Genomic DNA, 23,213 nt, shown 5'->3' on the forward strand with positions numbered 1-23,213 from the left:
TGCCCGTCGATCCGCCGCCCGCGAGAGGAGACGATCCCCGCCCCCAAGGCTGCGTCAGGCGAGGCGGGTGGTGGCCAGCCCGGCGGCGATCAGCAGGCCGAGGCCGTTGGTGGCCCAGTGCAGGGCGGCAGCTGCCAGCAGGCTTCCGCTGCGGCGGCGCAGCTCGCACAGCAGCAGGCCGGCCAGGGCGGTGAAGGCCACGGCGCCCAGAACGGCCAGGATGCGGCCGGGCGTGCCCGCTCCGACGGCGGCGCCGACGGCCTGGTTGGCCGAGTTGAGGCGCAGGGAGGGCAGGATGTGCCACAGGCCGAACAGCACCGACGAGGTGATGCTGGCCCAGACGGCGCCGCGGTGGCGGTTGACCAGGCCCATCAGGACGCCGCGGAAGGCGATCTCCTCGAGCAGCACGGTGCCCAGCGGCACGATGATGAACGCCGCCATCAGGGCCGCGCCGGGGTGCAGGTGGTAGCGGACGTCGTGGAACGCGGGCCGGGTCCACGGCAGGGCGACGCCGATGGCGTACACGACCGCCACGGCCAGGATCGCGCCGACCGCGTACTTCAGGCCGGGCACCAGCGTACGGCGGGAGAGTCCCAGGTCGTGCCACGTGAGGCCGGCCCGGCGGGCGAGCAGCAGCAGGATCACGGCGACGAGCGGGCCGGCCACCAGGCCGGTGTGGCGCGGGCCGAACTTGTCCGCCACGTTGACCGCGGCAAGGATCAGGACGACGGCGCCGAGCAGGAGAAAAAGGCGGCGTGGAGGCATGACGCGGGGAAGAGTACCCGGATGCGGCCGTCATACTCCGGCGGCGAACTCCTGCAGGCCCAGCACTCGCAACAGCTCGTAGCGCTCACGTGACGGCGCGTCTGCCGGGGTGAGCACGAGCAGAACCTGCCGTTGATCGGGGGTCATGAGCGTCTCGCAGTCCATGACCAGGGGACCGACCCGCGGATCGAGGAACGTCTTGCGGTCGGCGCGCCGCACCTCGACCTCGTGTTCGGCCCACCGGACGCGGAATTCGTCACTTTCCGCGGACAAGCGCTCGACCAGCCGTACGAGGGAAGGGTCGTCATGCCGGCGGCCGGCCACCGCCCGCAGGTCCGCCACCGTCGCGCGGGTCAGACGATCGTGTTCCTCGGCGGGGTGCACGGCACGCGTCGCCGGGTCGGTGAACCAGCGGTACACGTGGTAGCGCTGGTCACCGCTGTGCCGGGTCTGGTCGCCGGTCAGCAGCAGCGAACCCCGGTTCTGCGCGAGCGTCTCCCCCAGGTCGGACAGCACCAGCGCCGCGGTGTCGCCGAGCAGGTCCAGCATCCGTACGAGACCGGAGCGGGCCAGGCGGGCGGCGCCGTCGGGTGGCGGGGGCTGATGCCCGGCCAGGTGGAACAGGTGGTCGCGCTCGTCGTCGGTGAGCCGCAACGCGCGGGCCAGCGCCGCCAGGACCTGGGTCGACGGCCGGCTGCTGCGGCACTGCTCGAGGCGTACGACGTAATCGGACGACATGCCGGCCAGCATCGCGACCTCCTCGCGGCGCAACCCGGTCGTGCGCCGGCGCGGGCCGTCGGCCAGGCCCACCTCGGCCGGGCGGATCGCCTCGCGGCGGCGGCGCAGGAAGTCGGCCAGCTCGGCTCGTTGCATGCGACCATCCTCGCTCGCCGGGCCGGGGGGCATCCAGAGAGCGGCACTCCCCCGATAAGCGCTCCGCTGCACCCCCCGCCGAGGCCGGTGCAGGGTGGGCTCATGCAGACACGAAACCTGGGTAGTGACGGTCCCGCCGTCTCGGTGCTCGGCCTCGGCGCGATGGGCATGTCGGACGGCGTCTACGGCAATCCGGATCGCACGGAGAGCATCGCCACGGTGCAAGCGGCGCTGGACGCGGGCGTCACGCTGATCGACACCGGCGACTTCTACGGCATGGGCCACAACGAGATGCTGCTGGCCGAGGCGTTGCGCGGCCGGCCCCGCGACAGCTACCAGCTGAGCGTGAAGTTCGGGGCGCTGCGCGGCCCCGACCACTCGTGGGGAGGCAACGACGGGCGGCCCGCGGCCGTGAGGAACTACTTGGCGTACTCGCTCAACCGCCTCGGCACCGACCACATCGACATCTACCGTCCCGCCCGTCTCGACCCCACGGTCCCGATCGAGGACACGGTCGGCGCGATCAAGGAGATGATCGACGCCGGGTACGTCCGGCACGTCGGGCTCTCCGAGGTCAACGCGGAGACGATCCGCCGCGCCCACGCCGTGCACCCGATCGCCGACCTGCAGATCGAGTACTCGCTGATCTCGCGGGCCGTCGAGCGCGAGATCCTGCCCACGCTGCGGGAACTGGGCATCGGCCTGACCGCGTACGGGGTCCTCGGGCGGGGTTTGATCTCGGGGCACTGGAACGCCGCGCGCGGCGCCGATCCGGGCGACTTCCGCGCCATGACCCCGCGGTTCGCCGGCGACAACCTGAACCACAACCTGGCGCTGGTCGACGCCCTGCGCCGGGTGGCCGCGGCCAAGGGCAGCACGGTGGCCCAGCTGGTGATCGCATGGGTGGCGGCGCAGGGCGACGACATCGTCCCGCTGGCCGGGGCGCGCACCCGCGAGCGCCTGGCCGAGGCGTTGCCGGCCCTCGACCTGAAGCTGACCGCCGACGACCTGGCCGAGATCGAGAGGGCCGTGCCGGCCGGCGCCGCCCGGGGTAACCGCTACCCGACCGCGATGATGGGCCACCTGGGCGCGGGCAACTGACCGGGCGACCTGCACCCGTTTCGCACCCGGGACGGCCGTCAAGAGCGACCCGTCACGTCCGAAACTCGCAGTAGCGGGCCAGACCGGCCCGCGCGAGGACGGACGGAGGACAGCCGGTGCGGTTCCTGCGCGCGCCTCGCGTGATCCCGGCGGTGCTGGCTGTCCTGCTGGCCGGCCTGGCCGGTTACGCCGTACTGGCAAACTGGCAGCAGGCGCAGCGGGTGCGTGCCGTGGCCGCGGCCGGCAACGACACCCACGCCTACCACGCGGCCTCGTTCGCGCTGGCCTCCGAGATGGCGAAGCTGCAGGCCACGATGCTGGTGCGGGACGGCGAGGAGCGGTACGAGCTGCTCACGGCCCACGACCGTACGATCGCCGCCATGGCCCGGATGGCGGCGCTCGACTCCCCCCACACCAACAACGCCGACGCCGTGGCCGAGCAGCACCGCAACCTGCGCACGGTGCTGGCCGCGTTCCTGGCCCAGATCGACCGCGGCGACCGGGGCGCGGCCCAGGTGACCCTCGAGGAGGTGCTCGAACCCGAGTACATCTCGATGACGAACAGCCTGATCGACGAGCAGAACGAGCACCTCGCCGACTACGAGCGCAAACAGGCCGGTTCGCTCCGCGACTCGCGCAACTCGGTCGTCGTGGTCCTCGTGGTGTTCGTGTTCGGCCTGGTCGTGATGGCCGGCCTGGGCCTGTCCACCCGGGCCCTGCGCAGGCAGGTCGAGGCGATGGCCGCCACCGACCGGCTGACCGGGCTGCGCAACCGCACCGCCTTCACCAAACGGGCCGCGCAGGCCGTCGCGGACGGCCGGCCCACCGTGCTCGTCGTCAACGTGGACGGCTTCCGCGACGTCAACGAGCAGCTCGGGGACCGCATCGGCGACCTGCTGCTGGTCGAGGCGGGCCGCCGGCTGAGGTCGCTGGTGCGTTCCGGCGACGACGTGGTGGCCCGGCTCGGCGGCGACGAGTTCGCCGTCCTGCTGCACGACGAGGACCCGCAGATCGGCGAGACCATCGCGGGCCGGCTCACCGAGGCGTTCGACCGCTCGTTCGTGCTCGACGAGGTGACGGTCGACCTGGAGGTGAGCATCGGCGCCCACACGGCCGGCGAGGGTGAGGACGTGGCCGCCGTGCTGCGGCACGCCGACACCGCCATGCACGAGGCCAAGCAGCACCGCGCCGGGTTCCACCGCTACCGCGAGGAGCAGCGGCAGGACGTCGCGGCCCGCCTGTCGCTGCTGGGCGACCTGCGGCGGGCCCTGGACGACCCCGATCAGCTGACCCTCAACTACCAGCCCAAGGTGACCGTGGGCGGCGGCGAGCTGGTGGGCGTCGAGGCGCTGGCCCGCTGGAACCACCCGGAGCGCGGCCCGATCTCGCCGGACGAGTTCATCCCGGTCCTCGAGGTCACCAACCTCATGCACCGTTTCACCGAGCGCGTGCTGACGATCGCCCTGCGCCAGGCCCGCGCCTGGCTCGACGCCGGCCACCGGGTGCCGATCGCCGTCAACATCTCGGCCCGCAGCCTGCTCGACCCCGACTTCCCGGGGCGGGTGGCGGCGCTGCTCGCCGAGACCGGTGTGCCGGGCGGGCTGCTGTCGATCGAGGTTACCGAGTACGCCCTGATGAGCGACCCGGACACCGCGATCGAGGCGCTGGACCGGCTGCGCGCGGCCGGCGTCAAGGCATCGATCGACGACTACGGCACCGGCTACTCCTCGATGACGTACCTGAAGATCCTGCCGATCGCCGAACTGAAGATCGACCGCTCGTTCGTGCTGGACATCGCCGAGAACAACAGCAGCCGCGCCCTGGTCGCCTCGACGGTCGAGCTGGGCCACCGCCTCGGCCTGACCGTGGTGGCCGAGGGCGTCGAGGACGCGGCGGCGGTCGAGGCGCTGCGCGAGATCGGCTGCGACACGGCCCAGGGCTACCACTTCGCCAAGCCCATGACGGCGGGCGCGCTGACCGAGCAGCTGTCGCACACCCTGCAGACGGCCTGACCCCCCTGCACCGACGGCGGGCCGCTGGACGCCGGCCACCATCGGATGGTTGTCAGCGCCCAGCGGGCCGGTCAGGTCAGGCGCGGGTCCACTTCTGGTTGGGCTCGCCGCTGCAGTCCCACAGCTGCAACTGCGCGCCGTTGGCGGTGTTGCGGTCCTTCACGTCGACGCACTTGTTGGCCGACACGTTGACCAGGTCGCCGGCGCCCGACAGGGTGAACCGCTGCACCGGGTTGCCGTTGCACGTGACCAGCTGGATCGGGGTGCCGTTGGCGAGCGCGCCGCCGGCCGGGTCCATGCACTTGCCCATGGCGCGCATCGTGCCGTCGCCGTTGGCCGTCCACTGCTGGGCGGCGGTGCCGTTGCAGTCGTACGTCTGCAGGCGGGACCCGTCGGCCGGGTTGGCGCCCGGGATGTCGATGCAGCGGCCGCTCAGGCTGGACTTGAGCGCGTTGCCGCCACCGGTCGGCGGGGGCGTGGTGGTGGAGGTGCTGACGTGCACGTAGTCGATCAGCATCTTGCTCTCGGCGGGCAGGCCGGCCGGGTTGCCCTGCCCGAAGTTCCCGCCCACGGCCAGGTTGAGGATGATGAAGAAGCCGTGGTTGAAGACCCAGTTGACGTTGCCCTTGGCGGCGCGCAGCGAGTCGGGGGTGGCGCGGAAGAACTCCCGGCCGTCCACGGTCCACACGATCAGGTTGGGCGACCAGTCCACGGCGTACGTGTGGAAGGCCTGGTGCCACGGGGTCCCCGAGGTGATCAGCTGGCCGTACGCGTTGCCGCCGGAGTAGCCGGGGCCGTGCAGGGTGCCGAACAGCTGGTTGGGCTCGCGGCCGACGACCTCCATGATGTCGATCTCGCCGTCGGCAGGCCAGTTGCCGCCGCCGAGCATCCAGAACGCGGGCCACAGACCGGAGCCGTTGGGGACCTGGATGCGCGCCTCGATGTGCCCGTACTGCTGGGTGAACTTGCCCGAGGTCTGGATGCGGCCCGAGGTGAACTGGCAGGCGCCGTTCCAGCAGTTGTTGCCGCCGCTGCCCTTGCGGGCGGTGATGACGAGCTGGCCCTGCCCGTTCATGGCGACGTTGCTGGTGCCGTTGGTGTAGTACTGCAACTCCTCGTTGCCCCAGCCGTGGCCGCCGACGTCGAAGTTCCATTTCGACTGGTCGACACCGCTGCCCGCCGGGCCGTTGAAGTCTTCGTTCCAGACGACGGCCGCCTCGGCCGTGTCACTGCGGGAGCCGACCGCGAGGCCCGCTCCGAGGGCGACCACCAAGGCGGTCGCCGCGATGAAGAACCTGGACTTACGCATGGGGGAAATCCTCCGGGGAGAGGAGAGGGGATAATCTGTAACAGTCTTAATAGATAGATAGCCTCCGTCAAGCCGGACGTATCGGGCCGGCGGCAGCCCTGCCCTTTCAACCGCCGGCCGATTGCCCCCCGTACGCCGTCGCGCCGGGACAGCCGATCAGGTGATCATTGCGCCGGCGGCCGGTAGACGTCACACCGACGGCCACGCTCGGCCTGGGCGGTCGACCAGCCCGCGCACAGCCGTACGGGCGGCTTGACCCCGCGGAACAGGTAGGTCGCCTGCGCGTCGAAGCTGCGGCGGCCCGCCCCGCAGTGCTTGCCGACCGTGCGCCACTCGAGGCCGTCGGCGGGACCGCTGCGCCCGACCTGGATCACGGCGCAGCCGAACACGCTGCGCCCGGTCATCGTCCCGACGATGCGGAACGGCGGCACCGGCCTTTCCGGGATGCTCATCATGTGGCCGTACGAGCCATGAGCGACCACACTGCCGGCGCGAAGCCGGAACGTGTTGTCACCGGCGGCCGCGGCGGGTGTCACGGCAGCGCCGAGCACCGCTCCGACGGCAACAACCGCACCGAGCGTACGGGAGACAAGAGGGCGCACTGAAGCACTCCTTGATCAGAGGCGAACGGCGACCCGGACGAGCCACCACAACACCAACGCGTCAGCCGCCCGCAGGTCTCTGCCGGGTAGGGTGCCGATCATGGGCGCGAAGACCGCGATACTCGCTTTCACCGACGGCGACCTACGGCAGGTGCTGCCGGGCCCGGCCGCGCCCGATCCGGGCCCGGCCGAGGCCCTCCTCCACAAGATTTTTCCTGGGTACGCGGTGACGCCGGCCGGTGTGAGCACGCTCGACGTGACCTACCCGCCGGAGGACGTCGCCCACGTCGCGGTGCTGGCCGGGGCCGAGCTCGTGTGCGATCAGCGGCTGGTGCTCGACCGCCCGTCCGAGCTGCCCGAGCACCTGATCGAGGCCGGGGCCGGGCGGCGGATCGTCCTGCACGGCATGCACTCGGTGGTTGACTGGCTCGGCTTCGCGGTCTGGGAGGACGGCAAGCTGGTCCGCTCGCTGAGCCTGTCGCCCGACGGCGGCATCGAGGAGAACATCGGCGAGCCGTACGAGTTCGAGCGCCCGTACTGGGCGGGCGAGCACCCGGTCGAGCCGATGTTCCCGGACCAGGGTCCGTACCCGTTGCCGTTCCACCCGCTGGAGCTGGGCGAGGAGGCTCTGCGCGCCCTGTTCGGTTTTACGATCGAGGGCCGCCGCGAGCCCGCCGACATCGACCCCGACGACGTGCCCGTGCACGTCTTCCGGGTCACCGACCCGTCCGGCAAGGAACAGGAGACCCGCGAGGCCGCCGCCGAGCAGATCCGGAGCGGCCTGGGCCCATTGCGGATCTACCAACGAGGCCCGGACGGCGACCTGCGCGAGGTCAGCTGGAACGAGTTCGAGAGGCAGCACCCGCCGGACCAGTTCTGACCGGACTCCGTCCCGCCCGGCCTTGACGTCGATGGGTGCCGATGTTTGACTCTGAGCACTCTTGGTCGTTCGGCTCTGGGGAGCGTGCGATGGTGATTGGTCGGAAGCATCTCGGGGCCGTCGCAACGCTGAGCCTGATCGGAGGGCTGCTCGCTCCCGGCTCACCCGCGGAGGCGGCCGCTGCGGCGCCGCCGCTCTATCCGCCGGTGGGCGCGGCGACGCAATTCCTCGACCACCGCGCCCTGCTCGGCACCAACCCCGAACCGGACTGGTACGAGGCGAACATTCCCTTCGTCGACCTGCCCGACGCCGAGATCGAGAAGACGTACTACTACCGGTGGCGCACCTTCAAGGAGGCGCTCAAATACACCGGCCCCAAGGACGGCTGGATCGTCTCGGAATTCCTCGGGCCGGTCGGCTATTCGGCGCCGTTCGGCGGGATCAACGCGGCGGCCGGGCATCACCTCTACGAAGGCCGCTGGCTGCGGGACCGCCGTTATCTCGACGACTACCTCGACTACTGGCTCACCGGTTCGGGGTCCGAGGCCAAACCGGCCACCGAGGACCTGAACAAGAACACGACCGACTGGGCCCACCAGTATTCGTTCTGGGCCGTCGACGCCGCGGTGGCGCGGGCCGAGGTGACCGGGGACTGGAAGTTCCTCACCGACCGTATGGCCGCGCTGGAGAAGCAGTACGAGGGCTGGAAACGCACCAACTTCGACGCGGCGCGCGGCGTCTACTGGCAGACGCCGGTGTGGGACGCGATGGAGTTCACCGCCAGTTCCTACCAGAGCTCCGATCCCTATCACGGCGGCGACGGTTACCGGCCGACCCTCAATGCCTATCAGTACGGTGATGCGCGTGCCCTGGCCCTGTTGAAGCGCCGGACCGGCGACACCGCGGCCGCCCAGCGCTACGAGAACGAGGCCGCGGCGCTGAAGACCGCCACCGACCGGGTGATGTGGGACGGCTCGTTCTACAAGCACGTCATGAAGGGGCAGGACACCCGGCTCGCCGACCGGGAACAGATCGGCTTCATCCCGTGGTACTTCGGCATGCCATCGGCGGACAAATCGGTGGCGTGGGCGCAATTGACCGACCCGCAGGGTTTCGCCGCGCCGTTCGGGCCGACCACTACCGAGCGCCGCAGCCGCTGGTTCATGCACGAGGCGCTCAACGGCTGCTGCCGCTGGGACGGGCCGAGCTGGCCGTTCGCGACCAGCCAGACCCTGACCGCGCTGGCCAACCAGCTGCTCGACCATCCCGCCCAGCCCTATGTGAACAGGGACGACTACACGGCGATTCTGCGCGGCTACGCGCTGACCCAGCGCAAGAACGGCCAGCCGTACGTGGCCGAGGCGCACCACCCGGACGAGGACCGCTGGATCTACGACGGCGCCGGGCATTCCGAGGACTACAACCATTCGACGTTCACCGACCTGGTGCTGTCGGGGCTGCTCGGCATCCGGCCGCAGCCCGACAACACCGTACGGGTGGCGCCCCTGGTTCCGTCGTCCTGGAGCCATTTCGCGGTCGAGAACGTGCCGTATCACGGGCACAACCTGACGGTGCTGTGGGATCGCGACGGCAGCGCCTACGGCCGGGGCGCCGGAATGCGCGTCTACGTCGACGGTGTGCAGCGATTGGCGCGGGCCACGCTCGGCGATGTGCGGCTGAATGTCCCCGCGCCGCAGAACGCCACGGGTCAGCCGGAACTTGTCGACGATGCGGCGAACGTACGGGAAACCGGTTTTCCGATGGCCACGGCCTCGTACACCTGGCGGGGCGACAGCGCGGCCAACGCCATCGACGGCCAGAACTTCCACCTCGATGTGCCGACCACGCGCTGGACCACCTGGCAGTCGCCGAACGCGTCGGACTGGCTGGCCGTCGACTTCGGCGCCCCGGCCACCGTTTCCGACGTACGCATCGACTTCTACGACGACGGCGGCGGTGTTCGCACCCCGGACGCGTATGCGCTGCAGTACCAGAATTCCGCCGGCGCGTGGGTGGAGGTTCCCGGGCAGCAGCGTTCCCCCGCCACGCCGGTGGGCCGGGCCCTCAATCGCATTCTCGTGAACCCGCCGCTCACCACCGATCGCCTGCGAGTTATTCCCACACGAAACGACGGCGGGGCGGTCGGCATCACGGCCCTGCAGGTGTGGCGGGCGCCCGATTCCCGGCTGAGCGCGCGATTCACGAGCAATTCCCTGGCCGTCGACGCCGGAATCGCCACCACCGTGCAGACGCGCGTGACGGCGGCGAAGACCGTTCCCGGCGTACGGGTGTCTCTGGAACTGCCGCGAGGGTGGACGGCCCGCCCCCGTACGCCGGTGCAGTTCCCGGTTCTGAAAGCCGGCGCCACGGCGACGACGACGTGGGACGTGACGGTGCCGCCGGCCGCCGATCCCCTGGCCGGGCTGCCTCTGCGGGTGCTGGCCCGATCGGACGCCGGGACGAGCGGGTCGGTGCTGCCGACGTCGTACCAGTTCGACCCGGCCAACTATCCGGTGACGCTCTGGGACGACGACTTCTCGGCCGACCGCCTGGCGCAGTACCGGGTCGACCACCCCGCGGCCGAGCCGTCCCCAGCCCTGACCGTCGCCGGTGGCACGCTCACCGCTTCCGCGAGCTCCCGGTCGTTCGCCGTGCTGGCCGCGCCCGTGGCGGCGTCGGCGGGCGGCACAGCGGTGATCGTCGAGCCGTCCTCGTTCGCCGGCTCCTCCCCCGAGGACAGCCTGTTCCTGGGCCTCTCGTCGGGCGACCCCACCAACGCGCTGGCCTGGTACAACAACCACTTCGGCACGTCCGGCGCCGACATCCGGCTCAACGGCGCGGGCCAGCCCGACGGCGGCTGCTGCGCGGCCGTGAAGTGGCAGGCCGGGGACAGGTTCGCCGTGCTGGCCCGCTCGGGCACGCTGACCACATGGCACGAACGCAACGGCGCGTGGACTCTGATCCACACCGCGCCACTGGCCGCGGTCTCCGGCAACCCGGCGTTCGGCCTGCGCCTCGACGCGGGCAGGCTCACCCTCAACCGGGTGACGGTGCGCGGCCGCTAATCGCCGCCACCACCACCGCCGCCGCCGTCGCTCCAGTCGCCGCCGTCGTGGTAGTTGCCACGCGACCAGGTGAAATCTTCACCACCGTCGCCGCCGTCCCCATCGCCCCGGCGGCCGGGCCGGGAACGCCGGGAGACGCGGACGGCGACCACGAGGACAATGACGGCGAGAACAGCCGCCACGATGAGGATCTCCATGTCCGCAGTGTGCGGGACGGCCGCCACCCGAACCAGCCGGCCGGGCGCGGATGTCCGGGGCTGCCGCTGAGGGCGGGCCGGACCTAGACTGCGCTATGGACGCAGTCAGCCCCGCCGACGGCTGTCGCCGCCGGTCCACCGTACGGCCCCAGCCGGTGCTGCTCGCACGCCCGGCATCCGTTGCCCGCCGCAATGCCGGCCCGGCCGATGACATCTCGACGGAGAGCTACCGCGAAGTTCTCGAGGAGCTCACCGCCCACCCGACCCGGCACTCGTTCTCGCCGCACTACCTCGACGCCGCGCGGCAGGCCGGCGAGCGGCTGGCCGCCCTGGGCTACGCGACCCGCTCGGAAACGGTCGCTGTGGGCGGCCGGGAGACGGTGAACGTCGTCGCCGACCGCCCGGGCGACGGGGAGCGGCTGGTCTACGTCATGGCCCACCTCGACTCCGTCAACCAGACCGGCGTGATCGGGGCGCCGGCGCCGGGCGCTGACGACAACGCGTCCGGGGCGGCCGGGGCGCTCGAACTGGCCCGCGTGCTGGCCACCGCCGACGCCGCCCACGACCTGCGCATAGTCCTGTTCGGCGGCGAGGAGCAGGGGCTGCACGGCAGCCGCGTGCACGTGGCGGGGCTCGCCGGGGAGGAACGGTCGAGGATCACCCTGGCCCTCAACATGGACATGATCGGCCGCCGCAACACGGCCACCCCGTCGGTGCTGCTGGAGGGCGCGCCGGTGTCACAGTCCGCGATCGACGCGCTGGCGCGGGCCGCGCACGACGTCACCGACCTGGAAGTGTTCGTCTCGCTCGAGCCGTTCGCCTCCGACCACGTGCCCTTCATCGACGCCGGCCTCCCGGCGGTGCTGACCATCGAGGGGGAGGATCAGCTCAACACCGACGAGCACACGCCGCGGGACACGCTCGCCGGGCTGGACCTCGCCGTGGCCGTGGCCATCCTGCGGATGAACGCCGCCGTTGTCGCCGAGGCGCTGAACTGAGCGGGCCGTGACCATCGACCTGTCGGGGCCGCCGCCCTCCGGCCCGCCCGGCTTCTCGCGGCGGCATCTGCTGGTCTCGGCCGCGTGCGGGCTGGCCGGCGGGGTGGCCGGGACGTGGGCCGTCATCCGGTTCCGCGTCCCCGGTCCGCCGGACGTCGACGCCGCCACGGTCGCCGCCGTGGAGGCCGCCCGGGTCACCGAAAGGTTCGTCGACCTGCCGACGCCCGGCCCGTCCGCCACCGTGATCGTCGGCCGTTCCGGACGTTGCACCGTCACCGTGGGCGCCACGATCGTCTACGGCTCCTCGACCGACGACGTCCTCTCCCAGGGCGGCGCGGTCGCCTTCGAGCTGACCGGCGCCAACGCACGCCCACCCAGCCTGGCCGGCGCCGGCCGTTCCTTCCTGTCCGTGAGCGGCGTCGAGCATCCCTACACCGTGACCCAGAGCTTCACCGCCACCACGGTCATCGACGGCCTGCGTCCCGGCCGCACCACGTTCACCGCCAAGTACCGCGCCGACGGCAACGCCCCGGTCCCCGTCTTCTTCAGCCACCGCACCATCCACGTGTCGACCCTCGGCTCCCGATAGGGGATCAGCCGCTCAGGCCTCCGCAGGCTGTGGCTCGAAGAGTGTGGCGGTCCTCGGTCACGACGCGTCGAGGACGGGCGGTACGGGCGGCCCACCGGCTGATCCCGCGCAGAGCGCTATCGGCTTCTGACCGCCCCGATCAACAGCGGCCACACGGCCAGGTGGCCGGGGTGCGCGCGCATCGCGTCGTCCATGTCGGCCGGGAACCGGTCGCGCTGCTCCTCGGTGATCAGGCCGAGCCGCAGCGCCAGCGGGGCGATGCTGCGGTAGGTCGCGGAGAGCATGCCGGCCGAGTCCGCCATGGTGCCGAGCCGGCCGGCCACGTCGGTGAGGCCGGGCGCGCCGATCCCCGCCTCGGCGAACAGCGCGGGCAGCCGCAAGCCGATCCGGTGGTCGCGGCCGGCCCCGGCGAACGCGCCGAGGAAGACCCGCCGCCACTCGTCGACCACCGGCAACGGCGGGACCGACTCCACCGCGTCCATGTCGTAGTCCTGCACGACCAGCTTGCCGCCCGGCGCGACCCACCGCCACATCCGGCGGAGTGCGGCGACGGGGTCGTTGAGGTGCAGCAGGACCAGGCGGCCGTAGACGACGTCGAAGCTCTGCGGGGGCACGGCGTCGTCGTCGCTGTCCAGATCGGCCCGGACGAACGTCCCGCCGGCGCCGGCGGCGGCCTTCTCCCCCAGCTCGGTGTCGAGATCGATTCCGGTCACCCGGGCGCCGCGGGCGGCCATCAGCTCCATCACCGCGCCGGTGCCGCAGCCGGCGTCGAGACAACGGTCGCCCGGCGACAGCCCCACCTGATCGAGCAGGCGGGCGGTGGCGGGTTGCCAGACCGCGGCCTGCCGGCGCAGCCGTTCGTGCTCCTCGGGTGTGCGGCCCAGGACGTACGTGCTCATGCTCTTCCCCCTCGACTGTCGGGCATCGGCTTCAGGCTGGCCCGGACGGACGGGCGGGGGCATCGTGGAGGCTCTACGGAGATTTGGCGTACGCATGATCGGTTGTCAGCCCGAGGTGGCCGAGGCGCTGCAGGCGGCCGCGACGGGCTCGGGTCGGTTGCTGACCGTCCAGGGCGATGCCGGGACAGGCAAGAGCACCCTGGTGGCCGCGGCGGTGACGCACGCCCGCGAGCTGGGCCTGACCGTGCTGCGGGCGCGTGGGAACCCGCTCGACCGGGACTACCCGTTCGGGACTGCCCGGCAGGCGTTCGCCCTTCTGCGGGACACGCCCGACCTGGGTCCGAAGCCGGCCGCGCTGGTTCTCGACGGCGGGGAACCCCTGGACGGGCCCCACGCGGCCACGCATTGGCTGTTCTGCCTGACCGCGGCGGTGGCCGCCCGCAACCCCACTGTCCTGTTCGTGGACGACGCGCACTGGGCCGACATCGCGTCGCAGCACTGGCTGGCGGCGGTGGCCCGGCGGGTGGACGAGATGGCGCTGACGCTCGTGCTGGCCGTGGAGACGGGATCGTCCGTGCTCGGCGAACTGCTGGCGGGGACGGTGGTCACGGTGGGGCCGCTGGAAGCCGCGCGCTCGGCCGAGCTGGTGCGGGAGCGGTTCCCCGGGGCGTCGCCGTCGTTCGTGGACGCGTGCCATGTTGCCAGCGGAGGGAACCCGTACCTGCTGAAAGCCTTGCTGGCCCACTCGGACGGGCACTCGGCGCCGGCGGTGAGCCCCGCGGAGGTTGCCCGGTGGTTGTCGTTGCGGCTCGCGCGCCTGCCGGACGGGTGTGCGGAACTGGCGACCGGGGTGGCTGTGCTCGGCACCGGGGTGCGGCTCGCGGACGCGGCGGAACTCGCCGGGTTGACGCCGGAGCGGGCGGCGGCGTGTGCTGACACGCTGCGGGCAGCGGGGGTGCTGTCCCACGAGGACTGGTCACCGGCCAACCCGATGATCGCTTCGGCGCTCACCGGGCAGCTGGGGGCGGCGTCGCTGGGGCTGTGGCATGCGCGGGCGGCGTCGCTGCTGGCGTCGCGAGGAGCAGACCCCGAGCGTACGGCGGTGCACCTGCTGCGGGTCGAGCCGGCTGGGCGGGCCGAGGTGGTGGTCTGGTTGCGTTCGGCTGCGGCGCGGGCCGCCGGGCGTGGGGCGCCGGAGAGCGCGGCGGCCTATCTGCGGCGGGCCCTGCTGGAACCCGCTGTGGATCCGGCCTCTGACGCCGCTGTGCGGTTGGAGTTGGCACTGGTTCTGGCGGCCGTACGGCAGGAGGGGGCTCAGGCGCTGGCTCATGAGGCGGTGGCGCGGATCGCTGACCCGGCGGCTCGGGCCGAGGCGGCTCTGCGGTGCGGGCGGGCTCTGGCCATCGGCGGCCACGGGGCGGCGGCAATCGCGGTCTGCCGGCTGGGGCTGGACGGGGGCGCTGGGCGGGCGGTCTCGGCGGTGGGCGGCTCTTCCAGCGGCCCCACCGAGCCCGGCCTGGGTGTCTTCCCCAGCCACGCCGGGCCGCTCGATCGGGGCGCGGCCCCCAACCACCCCACCCCGCCCCGCCAGGGGGCGGGCCCAGAGTATTCGGTTGTCAAGGATCTTGGGCCGGGGCCTGTGGACAACCCCGGTTCGGACAAAGTGGGCACGGCGCCGGCTGTGGACAACTCGGGGCGCCGGGGTGACGAGGGCGTAACCTGGGCTCGCATTCCGGCGGACACGGTGGCTCGCCTCGACGCCGAGATCGCGGGGGCCGCCGGGATGGATGCGCGCAGCATGCCGCTCGCCCGGGCGTATGCGCGGCGGTGCCGGGTGCAGGAGCCGGTGCTGCCGTTGTGGCGGGTGGTCGCGGCGGTCGATGACACGTTCGCGGGGCGGGCGGCCGGGGACAACCTGGCTGTCCTGCGGCCGGTGATGGAAAGCGGGGTGCTGGACGGCGAGAAGGACTCGGTGCTGCCCACGGTGGCCGGGCTGACGCTGATCGCCAACGGGGATCTGGAGGCGGCTCGGCTGATGAGCGAACGGGTGGCGGCCGCGGCGGGCCCACGCGGGTGGCTCAGCACGGTGGCGCACGGGCGGTTCCTGCGGTCACTGGCGGTGCTGCCGGCGGGACTGGTCACCGAGGCGGTGCTGGACGCGCGGGCGGCGGTCGAGTTCAAGCTGAGCAGCAACACGCCGCCGGAGGGTTTGCTGTTCGCGTTGTGCCCGCTGGTGGATGCCCTGGTCGAGGCGGATCGGTGCGCCGAGGCCGAGGCGTTGATCGCTACCGCGTTCCCGGGGGAGCCACCGCCGTACGGGTTGAGCAGCCCGATGTTCCTGCAGAGCCGGGGGCGGTTGCGGTGGGCACAGGAACGGCCGGTCGAGGCGATCGCCGACCTGCGGGCGGCCGGGCGGATGTGGGAAGGGCTGGGGGTGCGGCATCCGGGGCTGGCCTCGTGGCGGGCCGACCTGGTCGCGCCGTTGCTGGCCATGGGCGGGGTCGCGGGCCGGGACGCCACGGGCACGGGCACGGGCCGAGACGCCGCGGGCACGGACACGGGCGCGGGCCGAGATCCCGCGGGCCGGGACGCTCCGGGCGAGGACGGGGGCCGAGACGGTCCGGGCCGGGATGTGAACGGCGGGGGGCGAGGCGCGGCGGGGAGACTGGCTGCGGAGCATCTGGAGCTGGCCGAGGCGGTGGGGGCGGCGGGGGCGCTCAGCCGGGCGTTGCAGGTTGCGGCGGCGACTGCGGGGCGGGAGGAGAGGCCGGCGCTGCTGGAGCGGGCGGTGGCGGTGTGTGAGGGGACGCCGGAACGGCTGGCTCGGGCGTACGCGATGGTCAGGCTCGGCAGTGCCCTGCGGCGGGCCGGGCGGCCGGACAGGGCGCGGGCCCCGTTGCGTACGGGGCTTGAGATCGCCGTGGAGGGAGGGGCGCATCGGCTGGCGGGGCGGGCGATGGCTGAGCTGCATGCGGCGGGCGCGCGGCCGCGGCGGGTTGCCACGAGCGGGCCGGCGGCGCTGACCGAGGCTGAGCAGCAGGTGGCGGGGATGGCCGCGGGCGGGCTGACCAACCGGGAGATCGCGGTGCGGCTGACGTTGAGCCGGCGAACGGTCGAGACGCATCTGGCCCACGCGTATCACAAGCTGGGCATCGCCTCGCGGCGCGATCTGACGGCGGCGCTGGGCCCGGCGGGGGTGGCGCGGCCGGCGGGTTCCTCCGCAGGAACCCGAGGACGGCGCTCGTGAGCGTTACCGGGGCGCTGCGGTCAGGGTTCGTTCGCCGTTGCGGCGTTTGAGCAGCGCGTCGACCGACCAGGGGCCGGCGCCGAGGACGGCGATGGCGAGGAACGCCCACGCGTACAGGGCCGGTGAGACGCCGCCGTTCTCGATGGGCAGCAGGCCCTGCGGCTGGTGCACGACGAAATACGCGTACGCCATGGAACCGGACGCCAGGACGGCCGCCGGCCTCGTGAGCACTCCGGCCATCACGAGGATGCCGCAGACGAGCTGGATGAGGCCTGCCCACCAGCCCGGCCAGGCGCCCATGGGGGCCGGGTCGCCGGAGCCTTCCACGCCGCCGAACAGGCCGAGGACCGTCCGGGCGCCGTGCAACGTGAAGAGCAGGCCGATGACGATGCGGAAAACCGACCAGAACGGGCCGGAGAACCGATGCGTGTCCATGCTTCCTCCTTCTCCTGGGGGACTAATACATCGACGTACGCTAATGAGTAACGCCTGCTCGGCCAAGCGTTTTCAACCCCTTCGACCCCCATGAGGCGGGATCGATCAGTTGTCCGGAAGTGTCGGCCACGCGACAGGCGCTGATCACGCGGTGTATCTCAAAGGGAACTCAGAGCCAGTGGTTTCGGTCACACCGCCTCGCCGACCGGCCATCACCGAAAGCAGTCGAGTGCTCACGTACCGGCAGCGGCTGCCGATGGTGAGGGACATGGACGGCCACCGAACGGAGCCTGCATGAGGGTCCTCGCGCGCAGGCCCGACCCCGCCATGGCCGGGCTCGCCGCGTTCAGCGTCGCGATCGTGTTGTGGTTCCTCGCCGGGCCGGGCGGCGCGACCACGTCCTGGGGCGTGCAGACGTGCCTCGACGTGCTCAACGTGGTGTTCGCGTGGCGCCTGACCCGGGCCGCGGCCGGCAACCGGCACGCGCTGCGCTTCTGGCGTGCGGTGACAATTGCCTGCACGGCCGGCGCCCTCGGCGACGGGTACCAGACCGTTCTCGCCGTGCTGGAGGGCGCCGACCACCGGCCCAGCCCGATCCAGACCGGGCTGGTCGTGGCGGGCATGGTCATCGTGGTCGTCGCGATGCTGCTCCACCCGCTGGGCGGGTCCGGGCGGCAACGGCTGCGGCTGTGGCTCGACGCCGCCACGGTGCTGACCGCGGTCATCGTCTTCCTCTGGTACTTCGTGCTGGCCCAGGTCGTGACCGAGGGCGACACCGCCGAGCTGGCCGGCGCGCTCGTCACCTCCGCGGTCATGGTGCTGATCGCCGTCGGGCTGCTCAAGCTGCTGCTCAGCGGCACCGCCCCGTTCGACCGCGGCCCCGGCTTCGTGGCCACCACCGGCGTCATCGGCACGGCCATCGCGGCCTCCACGGTGACGCTGCTGACCGGCACCGAGGACCCCGGCGTCATCTACGCCTCCCAGCTCGTGCCGTGCCTGTTGATGCCGGTCGGCATGCGTTACCAGGAGCTGCGGATGCGCCGTGGCGCCACGCGCAAGGGTCCCGCCGAGAAGCGGCGGTCAAGCCGTCTCCCGTACGTGGCGGTCGGCGCGGTGCAACTGCTGCTGATCGCGGCCCTGATCGGCCGCGGCGGTGACCTGCGCGTCTGGGGTGTCACGATCGGCGCCGTCGGCATCACCGCGCTGGTTCTGAGCCGGCAGGTCGCCGCGTTCACGGACACCGAGCGCCTCACCGAGGAGATCGACCGCAGCCGCGAATGGTTCCGGTCGCTGCTGCAGCACTCGTCGGACGTCACGTTCGTGGTCGGGTCCGACGGCTCGACGCGGTTCGCCACCCCGGCCGTGCGGAAGGTGCTGGGCATCGACGCCCAGGAGCTCGACGGCTCGGCGCTGGCCGACCGGATGCACCCCGAGGACATGCCGGTGCTGCGCGAGTTCATGCGGCGGCTCGCCGAGCAGCCGGGCGTCGAGGCCGAGGTGCAGGTGCGCCTGCGGCACAGCGACGGGTCGTACCGGTGGCTTCAGGTCGTCGGGGTGGACCTGACGCCGAATCCGAGCGTGAACGCGATCGTCTTCAACGCCCGCGACGTCACCGAGGCGAGGGCGCTGCACGACAAGCTGCGCCACCAGGCCACGCACGACCCGCTCACCGGCCTGGGCAACCGCAGCCTGCTCGAGCAGCGGCTCGCCGCCCGGCCGGACGGGCAGGTCAGCGTGCTGCTGATCGACCTCGACGGGTTCAAGCCGATCAACGACCGGCACGGGCACCACACCGGCGACCAGGTGCTGACCGTCGTCGCCGAGCGGCTGGCGGCCGGGACGTCCGGTTCCGGCCTGGCCGTGCGCCTCGGCGGGGACGAGTTCGCGGTGCTGCTGCCCGGCTTCGACGCCGACGCGGCGGCCGGCCGGGCCGAGCACATCGCGCTCGCCCTGGCCGAGCCGATCCGGCTGCCCGACGGGCCCGAGGTGGCTGTCGGCGCCAGCATCGGGGTGTCGACGGGCACCGCCGGGGAGGCCGGCCGGCTGCTCAGGGACGCCGACGCGGCGATGTACCGCAACAAGGCCCGGCGCAGAGGACCGGCCCTGACGCCGGTCCAGTAGGCGCGCAAGCCCCGCGCTTCGGTCAGGCTCGGCGCGCGGGTCAGGCTCGGCGCGCGGGGCCGGCTCGGCGCCCGGCGGGCGGTGGGGCGGCAGGCGGTGGGCGGCAGGCGGCAGGCGGCAGGCGGTGGATCGGACGGGTGCCGGGTCATCCGCCGTTCGGGGGGCCGCCCGGCGGCCGGATTGCCGGTAGCGTCTCCGGAGGCATGATCGCCGACCTGCGGAAAGAGCACCGTGCACATCTCCGTTCTTGGGCCGCTGAGGGCCACGGCGCAGGGTTCGGCGGCCGATCTCGGCGGGCCGCGGCAGCGGGCGGTGCTGGCCCGGCTGGTGGTCGCCGGTGGTGACGTCGTGTCGGCCGACCGGCTCGTCGCCGACCTCTGGGGTGACGCCGACGTGCCCGCCAAGGCCCTGGCCACCCTGCAGGTGCACATCTCGCACCTGCGCCGCGCGCTCGAACCGGGCCGGGCCCCCCGGACCCCCGCGTCGGTGCTGGTCAGCGCCCCTCCGGGTTACGCGCTGCGGCTGCCGGTGGAGGCGGTCGACGCCTGGCGCTTCGACGACCTCGTACGCCGTTCGGCCGCCGCCGGCCCGCAGGCGCGGGTGCGGATGCTGACCGAGGCCCTCGGCAGCTGGCAGGGCGAGGCGTACGCCGAGGTGGCGGCCGAGCCGTGGGCCGTGCCCGAGGCGGCCCGCCTGGCCGAGCTGCGGCTGCTGGCGGTCGAGTCGCTGGCCGAGGCGCAGCTGGAGCTGGGCCGGGCCGCCGCCGTGGTCGCCTCGCTGGAACGCCACCTGCACGACAACCCGGGCCGCGAGGGGGCGGTGCGCCTGCTCGGGCTGGCCCTCTATCGCAGCGGCCGGCAGGGCGACGCCTTGGCCCTGCTGCGCCGGACCCGCGACCATCTGGCCGACGAGCTCGGCGTCGACCCGGGCCCGGCGTTGCGGGCGCTGGAAACCGACATCCTGACCCAGTCCCCCACCCTGGACGCCCCCGCCGCCACCCCGTTCCCGGCCGGTGGAGAGGACAGCGACGCCGGACCGGCGCGCAGCGGCAGCTCTGCGAGGCCTGCTCTCGACCCTTCACTTGGCCGCCCGGCGTCCCGTACCCCTCCCTCGCCCAGCTCCCTGACTTCCGCGACCACGACCGCCCGATCCAGACAAGTACGTGATGTGGTGGCGTGGGGGCGGGAGACAGAACTCGCTGTCATCGCGCGGGCGGCGGAAGAGGTCGCTCGCGAGGGGGCCCGGGTCGTGCTGATAGGTGGTGAGGCCGGCGCGGGGAAGACGACCCTGGCCGAGGCCGCGCTGGCGCGACTGACCCACGACGGCTGGACAGCCCGCCGAGGCCGGTGCCCCGAAGTGGAGGGCGCCCCACCCGGCTGGGCATGGACGGAGACGCTGGGCTCCGGGGTGCTCGGCGGAGAACGGCCAAGCGCCCCCGGGCAGCGCCCGCCCTCGCCCAACCCGTTCGAGCTGGGCCTGAGTGTTGCGGCGGCGCTCGACACCGGCCGTACGGTGGTCCTGCTCGACGACGTGCACCGGGCCGACGACCTGACCCTGCAACTGCTGCGGCACGTCGTGGCCCAGCAGGCCGCCCGCCCGCTGCTCGTGGTCGTCACCTACCGCGCCGACGAGCGGCGGGACGAGCTCGAGGCCACGATCGGCGCGCTGCTCGGTTCGACGGCGGCTCACCTCACGCTGCGCGGGCTCGACCGGGACGCGGTGGCCGAGCTGGCACGGCGCCACGGGCTGGCCGAGGCGGGGCCCGACGTGCTGACGATGGTGGCCGAGAGAACCAACGGCAACCCCTTGTTCGTACGGGAATTGGCCCGTCTCATCGCCGCCGAGGGCTCGCACACGGCGGGTTCGGGGGTGCCGGTGGGCGTGCGGGAGGTTCTGCGCCGGCGGGTGGCGCGGCTGCCCGACACCGTGGCGACGACGTTGCGGCAGGTGGCGGTGCTGGGGCGGGAGGCCGACCTGGACGTGCTGGCCGAGGTGGCCGGGCGCGACCCCGACGACCTGGTCGACACGCTGGAGACGGCGGTGCTGGCCGGGCTGCTCGACGAGCCCGCGCCGGGGCAGGTGCGGTTCACGCACGCGCTGGTGCGGGACACGCTCTACGAGGACACGCCGTTGCTGCGCCGCGCCCGGCTGCACACGCGGGCGTTGCGGGTGCTCGACGGGCACGCGGACGCGGCGACCCTGGCCCGGCACGCGGCAGCAGCGGCCGGTCCGGCGACGGCTCAGGAGGCGATCCCGTACGCGGTGGCAGCGGCCCGGGCGGCCGAGCGCGCCGGGTCGTGGCGGGAGGCGGCGGCCGAATGGCGGCAGGCGTTACGGCTGCGGGAGCTGGCCGGCACGCGCGCGACCGGTCCGGCGTCCGAGCTGCTGGCCCCGGCGGTGACCGCGCACGCGCGAGCCGGTGACGTGATGCGCGCGCGCCGGATCTACGTGGACGCCGTCAGCGGCGAGGACCTGGCGGTGCTGACGGCCTGGGACGCCCCGCTGATCTGGACCACCCGGGACGGGCGGGAGCCGTCGGCCACGGCGGTCACGGCGATCCGGCGGCACCTGGCGGCCGGTCAGTCCGGCCCCACCCGCGTACGGCTGCTCCTCGCGCTCTTCCGGGAACTGGAAGGATTCGACGAGCCCGAGGCCCAACGGGTCAGCGCCGAGGCCCTTGCTCTTGCCCGTACGGCGGGTGACGCGCGCCTGCTGTGCGCGGCGCTCAACGTGCGCGCGTACGCGGCTCTCGGCCCCGACCTGCAGGGTGAGCGCCGGGCGGTGGCCGAGGAGTATCTGGCCCGCGCGACCGGCAGCGGCGAGATCGACCACGAGGCCGTCGCGCACTGGCTGCTGTTCCTGGAGTCGGCCGCCCGCACCGACCTGGACCGGGCGCGCGCCGAGATGCGACTGGCCGTCGCCCGATCGACCACCGGGCAGCTCAGCGGGTTGCTGGCGGTGGTCGGCATCTTCGAGGCGCTGCTGGAGCTGCTGGCCGGGCGGGTCGGGGCGGCCCTGGAGCGCTACGAGGCCGTGAGCCGGCGGCTGGCCGAGCACGGCGCGCTCAACGGCGCCGCCATGGCGACGGTCGGGCGGATCGGGGCGGCCATGGCCCTCGGCGAATGGGCGCCGCTGCGCGACGAGTTGCTCGCGGCGGACGCCGCGTATCCGGGGCGGGTGACCGACCCGCTGGTGCTGGCGCTGCTCGACGCGGGCGACGAGGACGGGGCCCGGCGGGTGTGGGCGGGCCGGATGCCGATCGACCGCAACTACTACTGGCTCGGGTTCACCGCCCTGCGCGGGCACGCGGCGGCCCGGCTGGGCGACGCGGAAACCGGCCGGGAAGTCCTCGCCGACCTGCTCCCGTTCTCCGGCCGGGTCGCCGGGCTCGACTCGGGCACGCTCTACGCCGGGCCGGTCGACGCGGCCCTGCACGCGTTGACGGGCGACGAGGCGTACGGGAAATCGGCCGCAGGCCTCATCGAGCGCCTCCGAAAACCAGGCTCTCCCGCCGCTTGAACGGCAACGGCAACAGTCTGATCATCAGTGCGACCGGGAAGCCGCCTTCCCGGCGGGTCTCGGCCAGCTCGGCCTCGGTGGCCACGGCCAGGATCCGCGGCACCTCGAAGGTCATTTTCGCGCCGCGCCGGCGGATCGCGGACTCGACCCGGTTCCACTCGTCGTCGCTGACGTACTGCTTGATCAGCGGGACGATCGTGCGTTCCTCGTCGGCGATGTGCTCGCGCAGCGTGTCCCGCAGGTCGGCCAGGTCGGCGGCGAGCTCGGCCGACACGATGTGCCCGGCCTTCAGCGCGGCCGCGCCGGAACGGATCCGGGCCAGCTTCGGGTCGAGGACGGCGTGGTCGTCGGTGAGCTCGGTCAGGTCGACGTGCGCGCCCGCCGCCCGTTCCAGCACCGGCCACAGGACGTCGTCCTCGGCGCTGTGATGGTGGTGGATGCTGTCGCAGAAGTCGCTCAGGTAGCCGGCGATCGCGGCGGCGCGCTTGCGGTCGAGGCGGGGGCTGTTGCGGGCCAGGTCCGCGGTCAGGGCGGCGCAGCGGTCGAGGTCGCGCAGCATGGCGCGGTGGGCGAGGAGCAGTCCGCTCGGTTCGTTGTTCAT

General features: G+C 73.0%; 17 protein-coding genes. 9 read left to right on the top strand and 8 right to left on the bottom strand.

Going from position 1 to position 23,213, the window contains the following annotated elements:
- Positions 1 to 54 precede the first annotated feature (54 nt).
- Complete coding sequence (locus tag C8E87_RS04820; protein ID WP_133871961.1) at positions 55 to 765, bottom strand: CPBP family intramembrane glutamic endopeptidase; 711 nt, start codon at positions 763 to 765, stop codon at positions 55 to 57.
- Positions 766 to 795: 30 nt separating this feature from the next.
- Positions 796 to 1,638 carry a helix-turn-helix transcriptional regulator gene (locus C8E87_RS04825; RefSeq protein WP_133871962.1) on the bottom strand — a complete coding sequence of 281 codons (843 nt, stop codon included), beginning with the start codon at positions 1,636 to 1,638 and terminating at the stop codon, positions 796 to 798.
- A gap of 102 nt (positions 1,639 to 1,740) precedes the next feature.
- Here C8E87_RS04825 and C8E87_RS04830 point away from each other — a divergent pair, with 102 nt between their 5' ends.
- Together C8E87_RS04830 and C8E87_RS04835 are read left to right on the top strand one after the other, a co-directional pair.
- Positions 1,741 to 2,739 (top strand): aldo/keto reductase, encoded by a 999-nt coding sequence (locus tag C8E87_RS04830; RefSeq protein WP_133871963.1) that lies wholly within the window; start codon positions 1,741 to 1,743, stop codon positions 2,737 to 2,739.
- Positions 2,740 to 2,855: 116 nt separating this feature from the next.
- Positions 2,856 to 4,751, top strand: coding sequence for a putative bifunctional diguanylate cyclase/phosphodiesterase (locus C8E87_RS04835; RefSeq protein WP_133871964.1), 1,896 nt, complete (start codon positions 2,856 to 2,858; stop codon positions 4,749 to 4,751).
- Positions 4,752 to 4,827: 76 nt separating this feature from the next.
- Here C8E87_RS04835 and C8E87_RS04840 read toward each other — a convergent pair whose 3' ends face one another.
- Together C8E87_RS04840 and C8E87_RS04845 are read right to left on the bottom strand one after the other, a co-directional pair.
- The gene (locus C8E87_RS04840; RefSeq protein ID WP_133871965.1) at positions 4,828 to 6,060 is read right to left on the bottom strand and encodes a glycoside hydrolase family 16 protein; all 1,233 of its coding nucleotides are present in this window, start codon (positions 6,058 to 6,060) and stop codon (positions 4,828 to 4,830) included.
- Positions 6,061 to 6,224: 164 nt separating this feature from the next.
- Positions 6,225 to 6,662: a hypothetical protein gene (locus C8E87_RS04845; RefSeq protein WP_133871966.1), complete on the bottom strand. Its 438-nt coding sequence runs from the start codon at positions 6,660 to 6,662 to the stop codon at positions 6,225 to 6,227.
- Positions 6,663 to 6,762: 100 nt separating this feature from the next.
- On the opposite strand from C8E87_RS04845, the gene C8E87_RS04850 reads away from it, so the two are divergent.
- Both C8E87_RS04850 and C8E87_RS04855 read left to right on the top strand, forming a co-directional pair.
- On the top strand, positions 6,763 to 7,542 hold the full coding sequence (locus tag C8E87_RS04850) for a DUF6928 family protein (protein ID WP_133871967.1): 780 nt from the start codon (positions 6,763 to 6,765) through the stop codon (positions 7,540 to 7,542).
- An 89-nt stretch (positions 7,543 to 7,631) separates the two neighbouring features.
- Entirely contained in the window at positions 7,632 to 10,607 is a 2,976-nt protein-coding gene (locus tag C8E87_RS04855; RefSeq protein ID WP_133871968.1) for an MGH1-like glycoside hydrolase domain-containing protein, read from the top strand.
- Here the strand turns inward: C8E87_RS04855 and C8E87_RS04860 are convergent.
- Positions 10,604 to 10,804, bottom strand: a complete 201-nt coding sequence (locus C8E87_RS04860) for a hypothetical protein (protein WP_133871969.1) — start codon at positions 10,802 to 10,804, stop codon at positions 10,604 to 10,606. The two genes, C8E87_RS04855 and C8E87_RS04860, sit on opposite strands and share 4 nt — an antisense overlap.
- Before the next feature lie 95 nt (positions 10,805 to 10,899).
- Here C8E87_RS04860 and C8E87_RS04865 point away from each other — a divergent pair, with 95 nt between their 5' ends.
- Positions 10,900 to 11,802: a M28 family metallopeptidase gene (locus C8E87_RS04865; RefSeq protein ID WP_166661085.1), complete on the top strand. Its 903-nt coding sequence runs from the start codon at positions 10,900 to 10,902 to the stop codon at positions 11,800 to 11,802.
- Positions 11,803 to 11,809: 7 nt separating this feature from the next.
- A complete protein-coding gene (locus tag C8E87_RS04870; protein ID WP_133871971.1) occupies positions 11,810 to 12,391 on the top strand; it encodes a hypothetical protein in 582 nt (193 codons plus the stop codon).
- A gap of 116 nt (positions 12,392 to 12,507) precedes the next feature.
- On the opposite strand, the gene C8E87_RS04875 is transcribed toward C8E87_RS04870, so the two are convergent.
- Entirely contained in the window at positions 12,508 to 13,290 is a 783-nt protein-coding gene (locus tag C8E87_RS04875) for a class I SAM-dependent methyltransferase (protein ID WP_166661086.1), read from the bottom strand.
- A gap of 94 nt (positions 13,291 to 13,384) precedes the next feature.
- On the opposite strand from C8E87_RS04875, the gene C8E87_RS46275 reads away from it, so the two are divergent.
- Positions 13,385 to 16,537 (top strand): helix-turn-helix transcriptional regulator, encoded by a 3,153-nt coding sequence (locus C8E87_RS46275; protein ID WP_166661087.1) that lies wholly within the window; start codon positions 13,385 to 13,387, stop codon positions 16,535 to 16,537.
- A 3-nt stretch (positions 16,538 to 16,540) separates the two neighbouring features.
- Here the strand turns inward: C8E87_RS46275 and C8E87_RS04885 are convergent, their stop codons facing one another.
- Positions 16,541 to 16,972, bottom strand: coding sequence for a DoxX family protein (locus C8E87_RS04885; protein WP_133871974.1), 432 nt, complete (start codon positions 16,970 to 16,972; stop codon positions 16,541 to 16,543).
- A gap of 294 nt (positions 16,973 to 17,266) precedes the next feature.
- Here C8E87_RS04885 and C8E87_RS04890 point away from each other — a divergent pair, with 294 nt between their 5' ends.
- Both C8E87_RS04890 and C8E87_RS04895 read left to right on the top strand, forming a co-directional pair.
- Positions 17,267 to 19,093 carry a sensor domain-containing diguanylate cyclase gene (locus C8E87_RS04890; protein ID WP_133871975.1) on the top strand — a complete coding sequence of 609 codons (1,827 nt, stop codon included), beginning with the start codon at positions 17,267 to 17,269 and terminating at the stop codon, positions 19,091 to 19,093.
- A gap of 231 nt (positions 19,094 to 19,324) precedes the next feature.
- Complete coding sequence (locus C8E87_RS04895) at positions 19,325 to 22,612, top strand: ATP-binding protein (protein WP_133871976.1); 3,288 nt, start codon at positions 19,325 to 19,327, stop codon at positions 22,610 to 22,612.
- Here the strand turns inward: C8E87_RS04895 and C8E87_RS04900 are convergent.
- Positions 22,572 to 23,213: a hemerythrin domain-containing protein gene (locus C8E87_RS04900; protein ID WP_133871977.1), complete on the bottom strand. Its 642-nt coding sequence runs from the start codon at positions 23,211 to 23,213 to the stop codon at positions 22,572 to 22,574. The genes C8E87_RS04895 and C8E87_RS04900 overlap by 41 nt on opposite strands.

Source organism: Paractinoplanes brasiliensis (assembly GCF_004362215.1).
In the GTDB taxonomy this organism is placed as follows: domain Bacteria; phylum Actinomycetota; class Actinomycetes; order Mycobacteriales; family Micromonosporaceae; genus Actinoplanes; species Actinoplanes brasiliensis.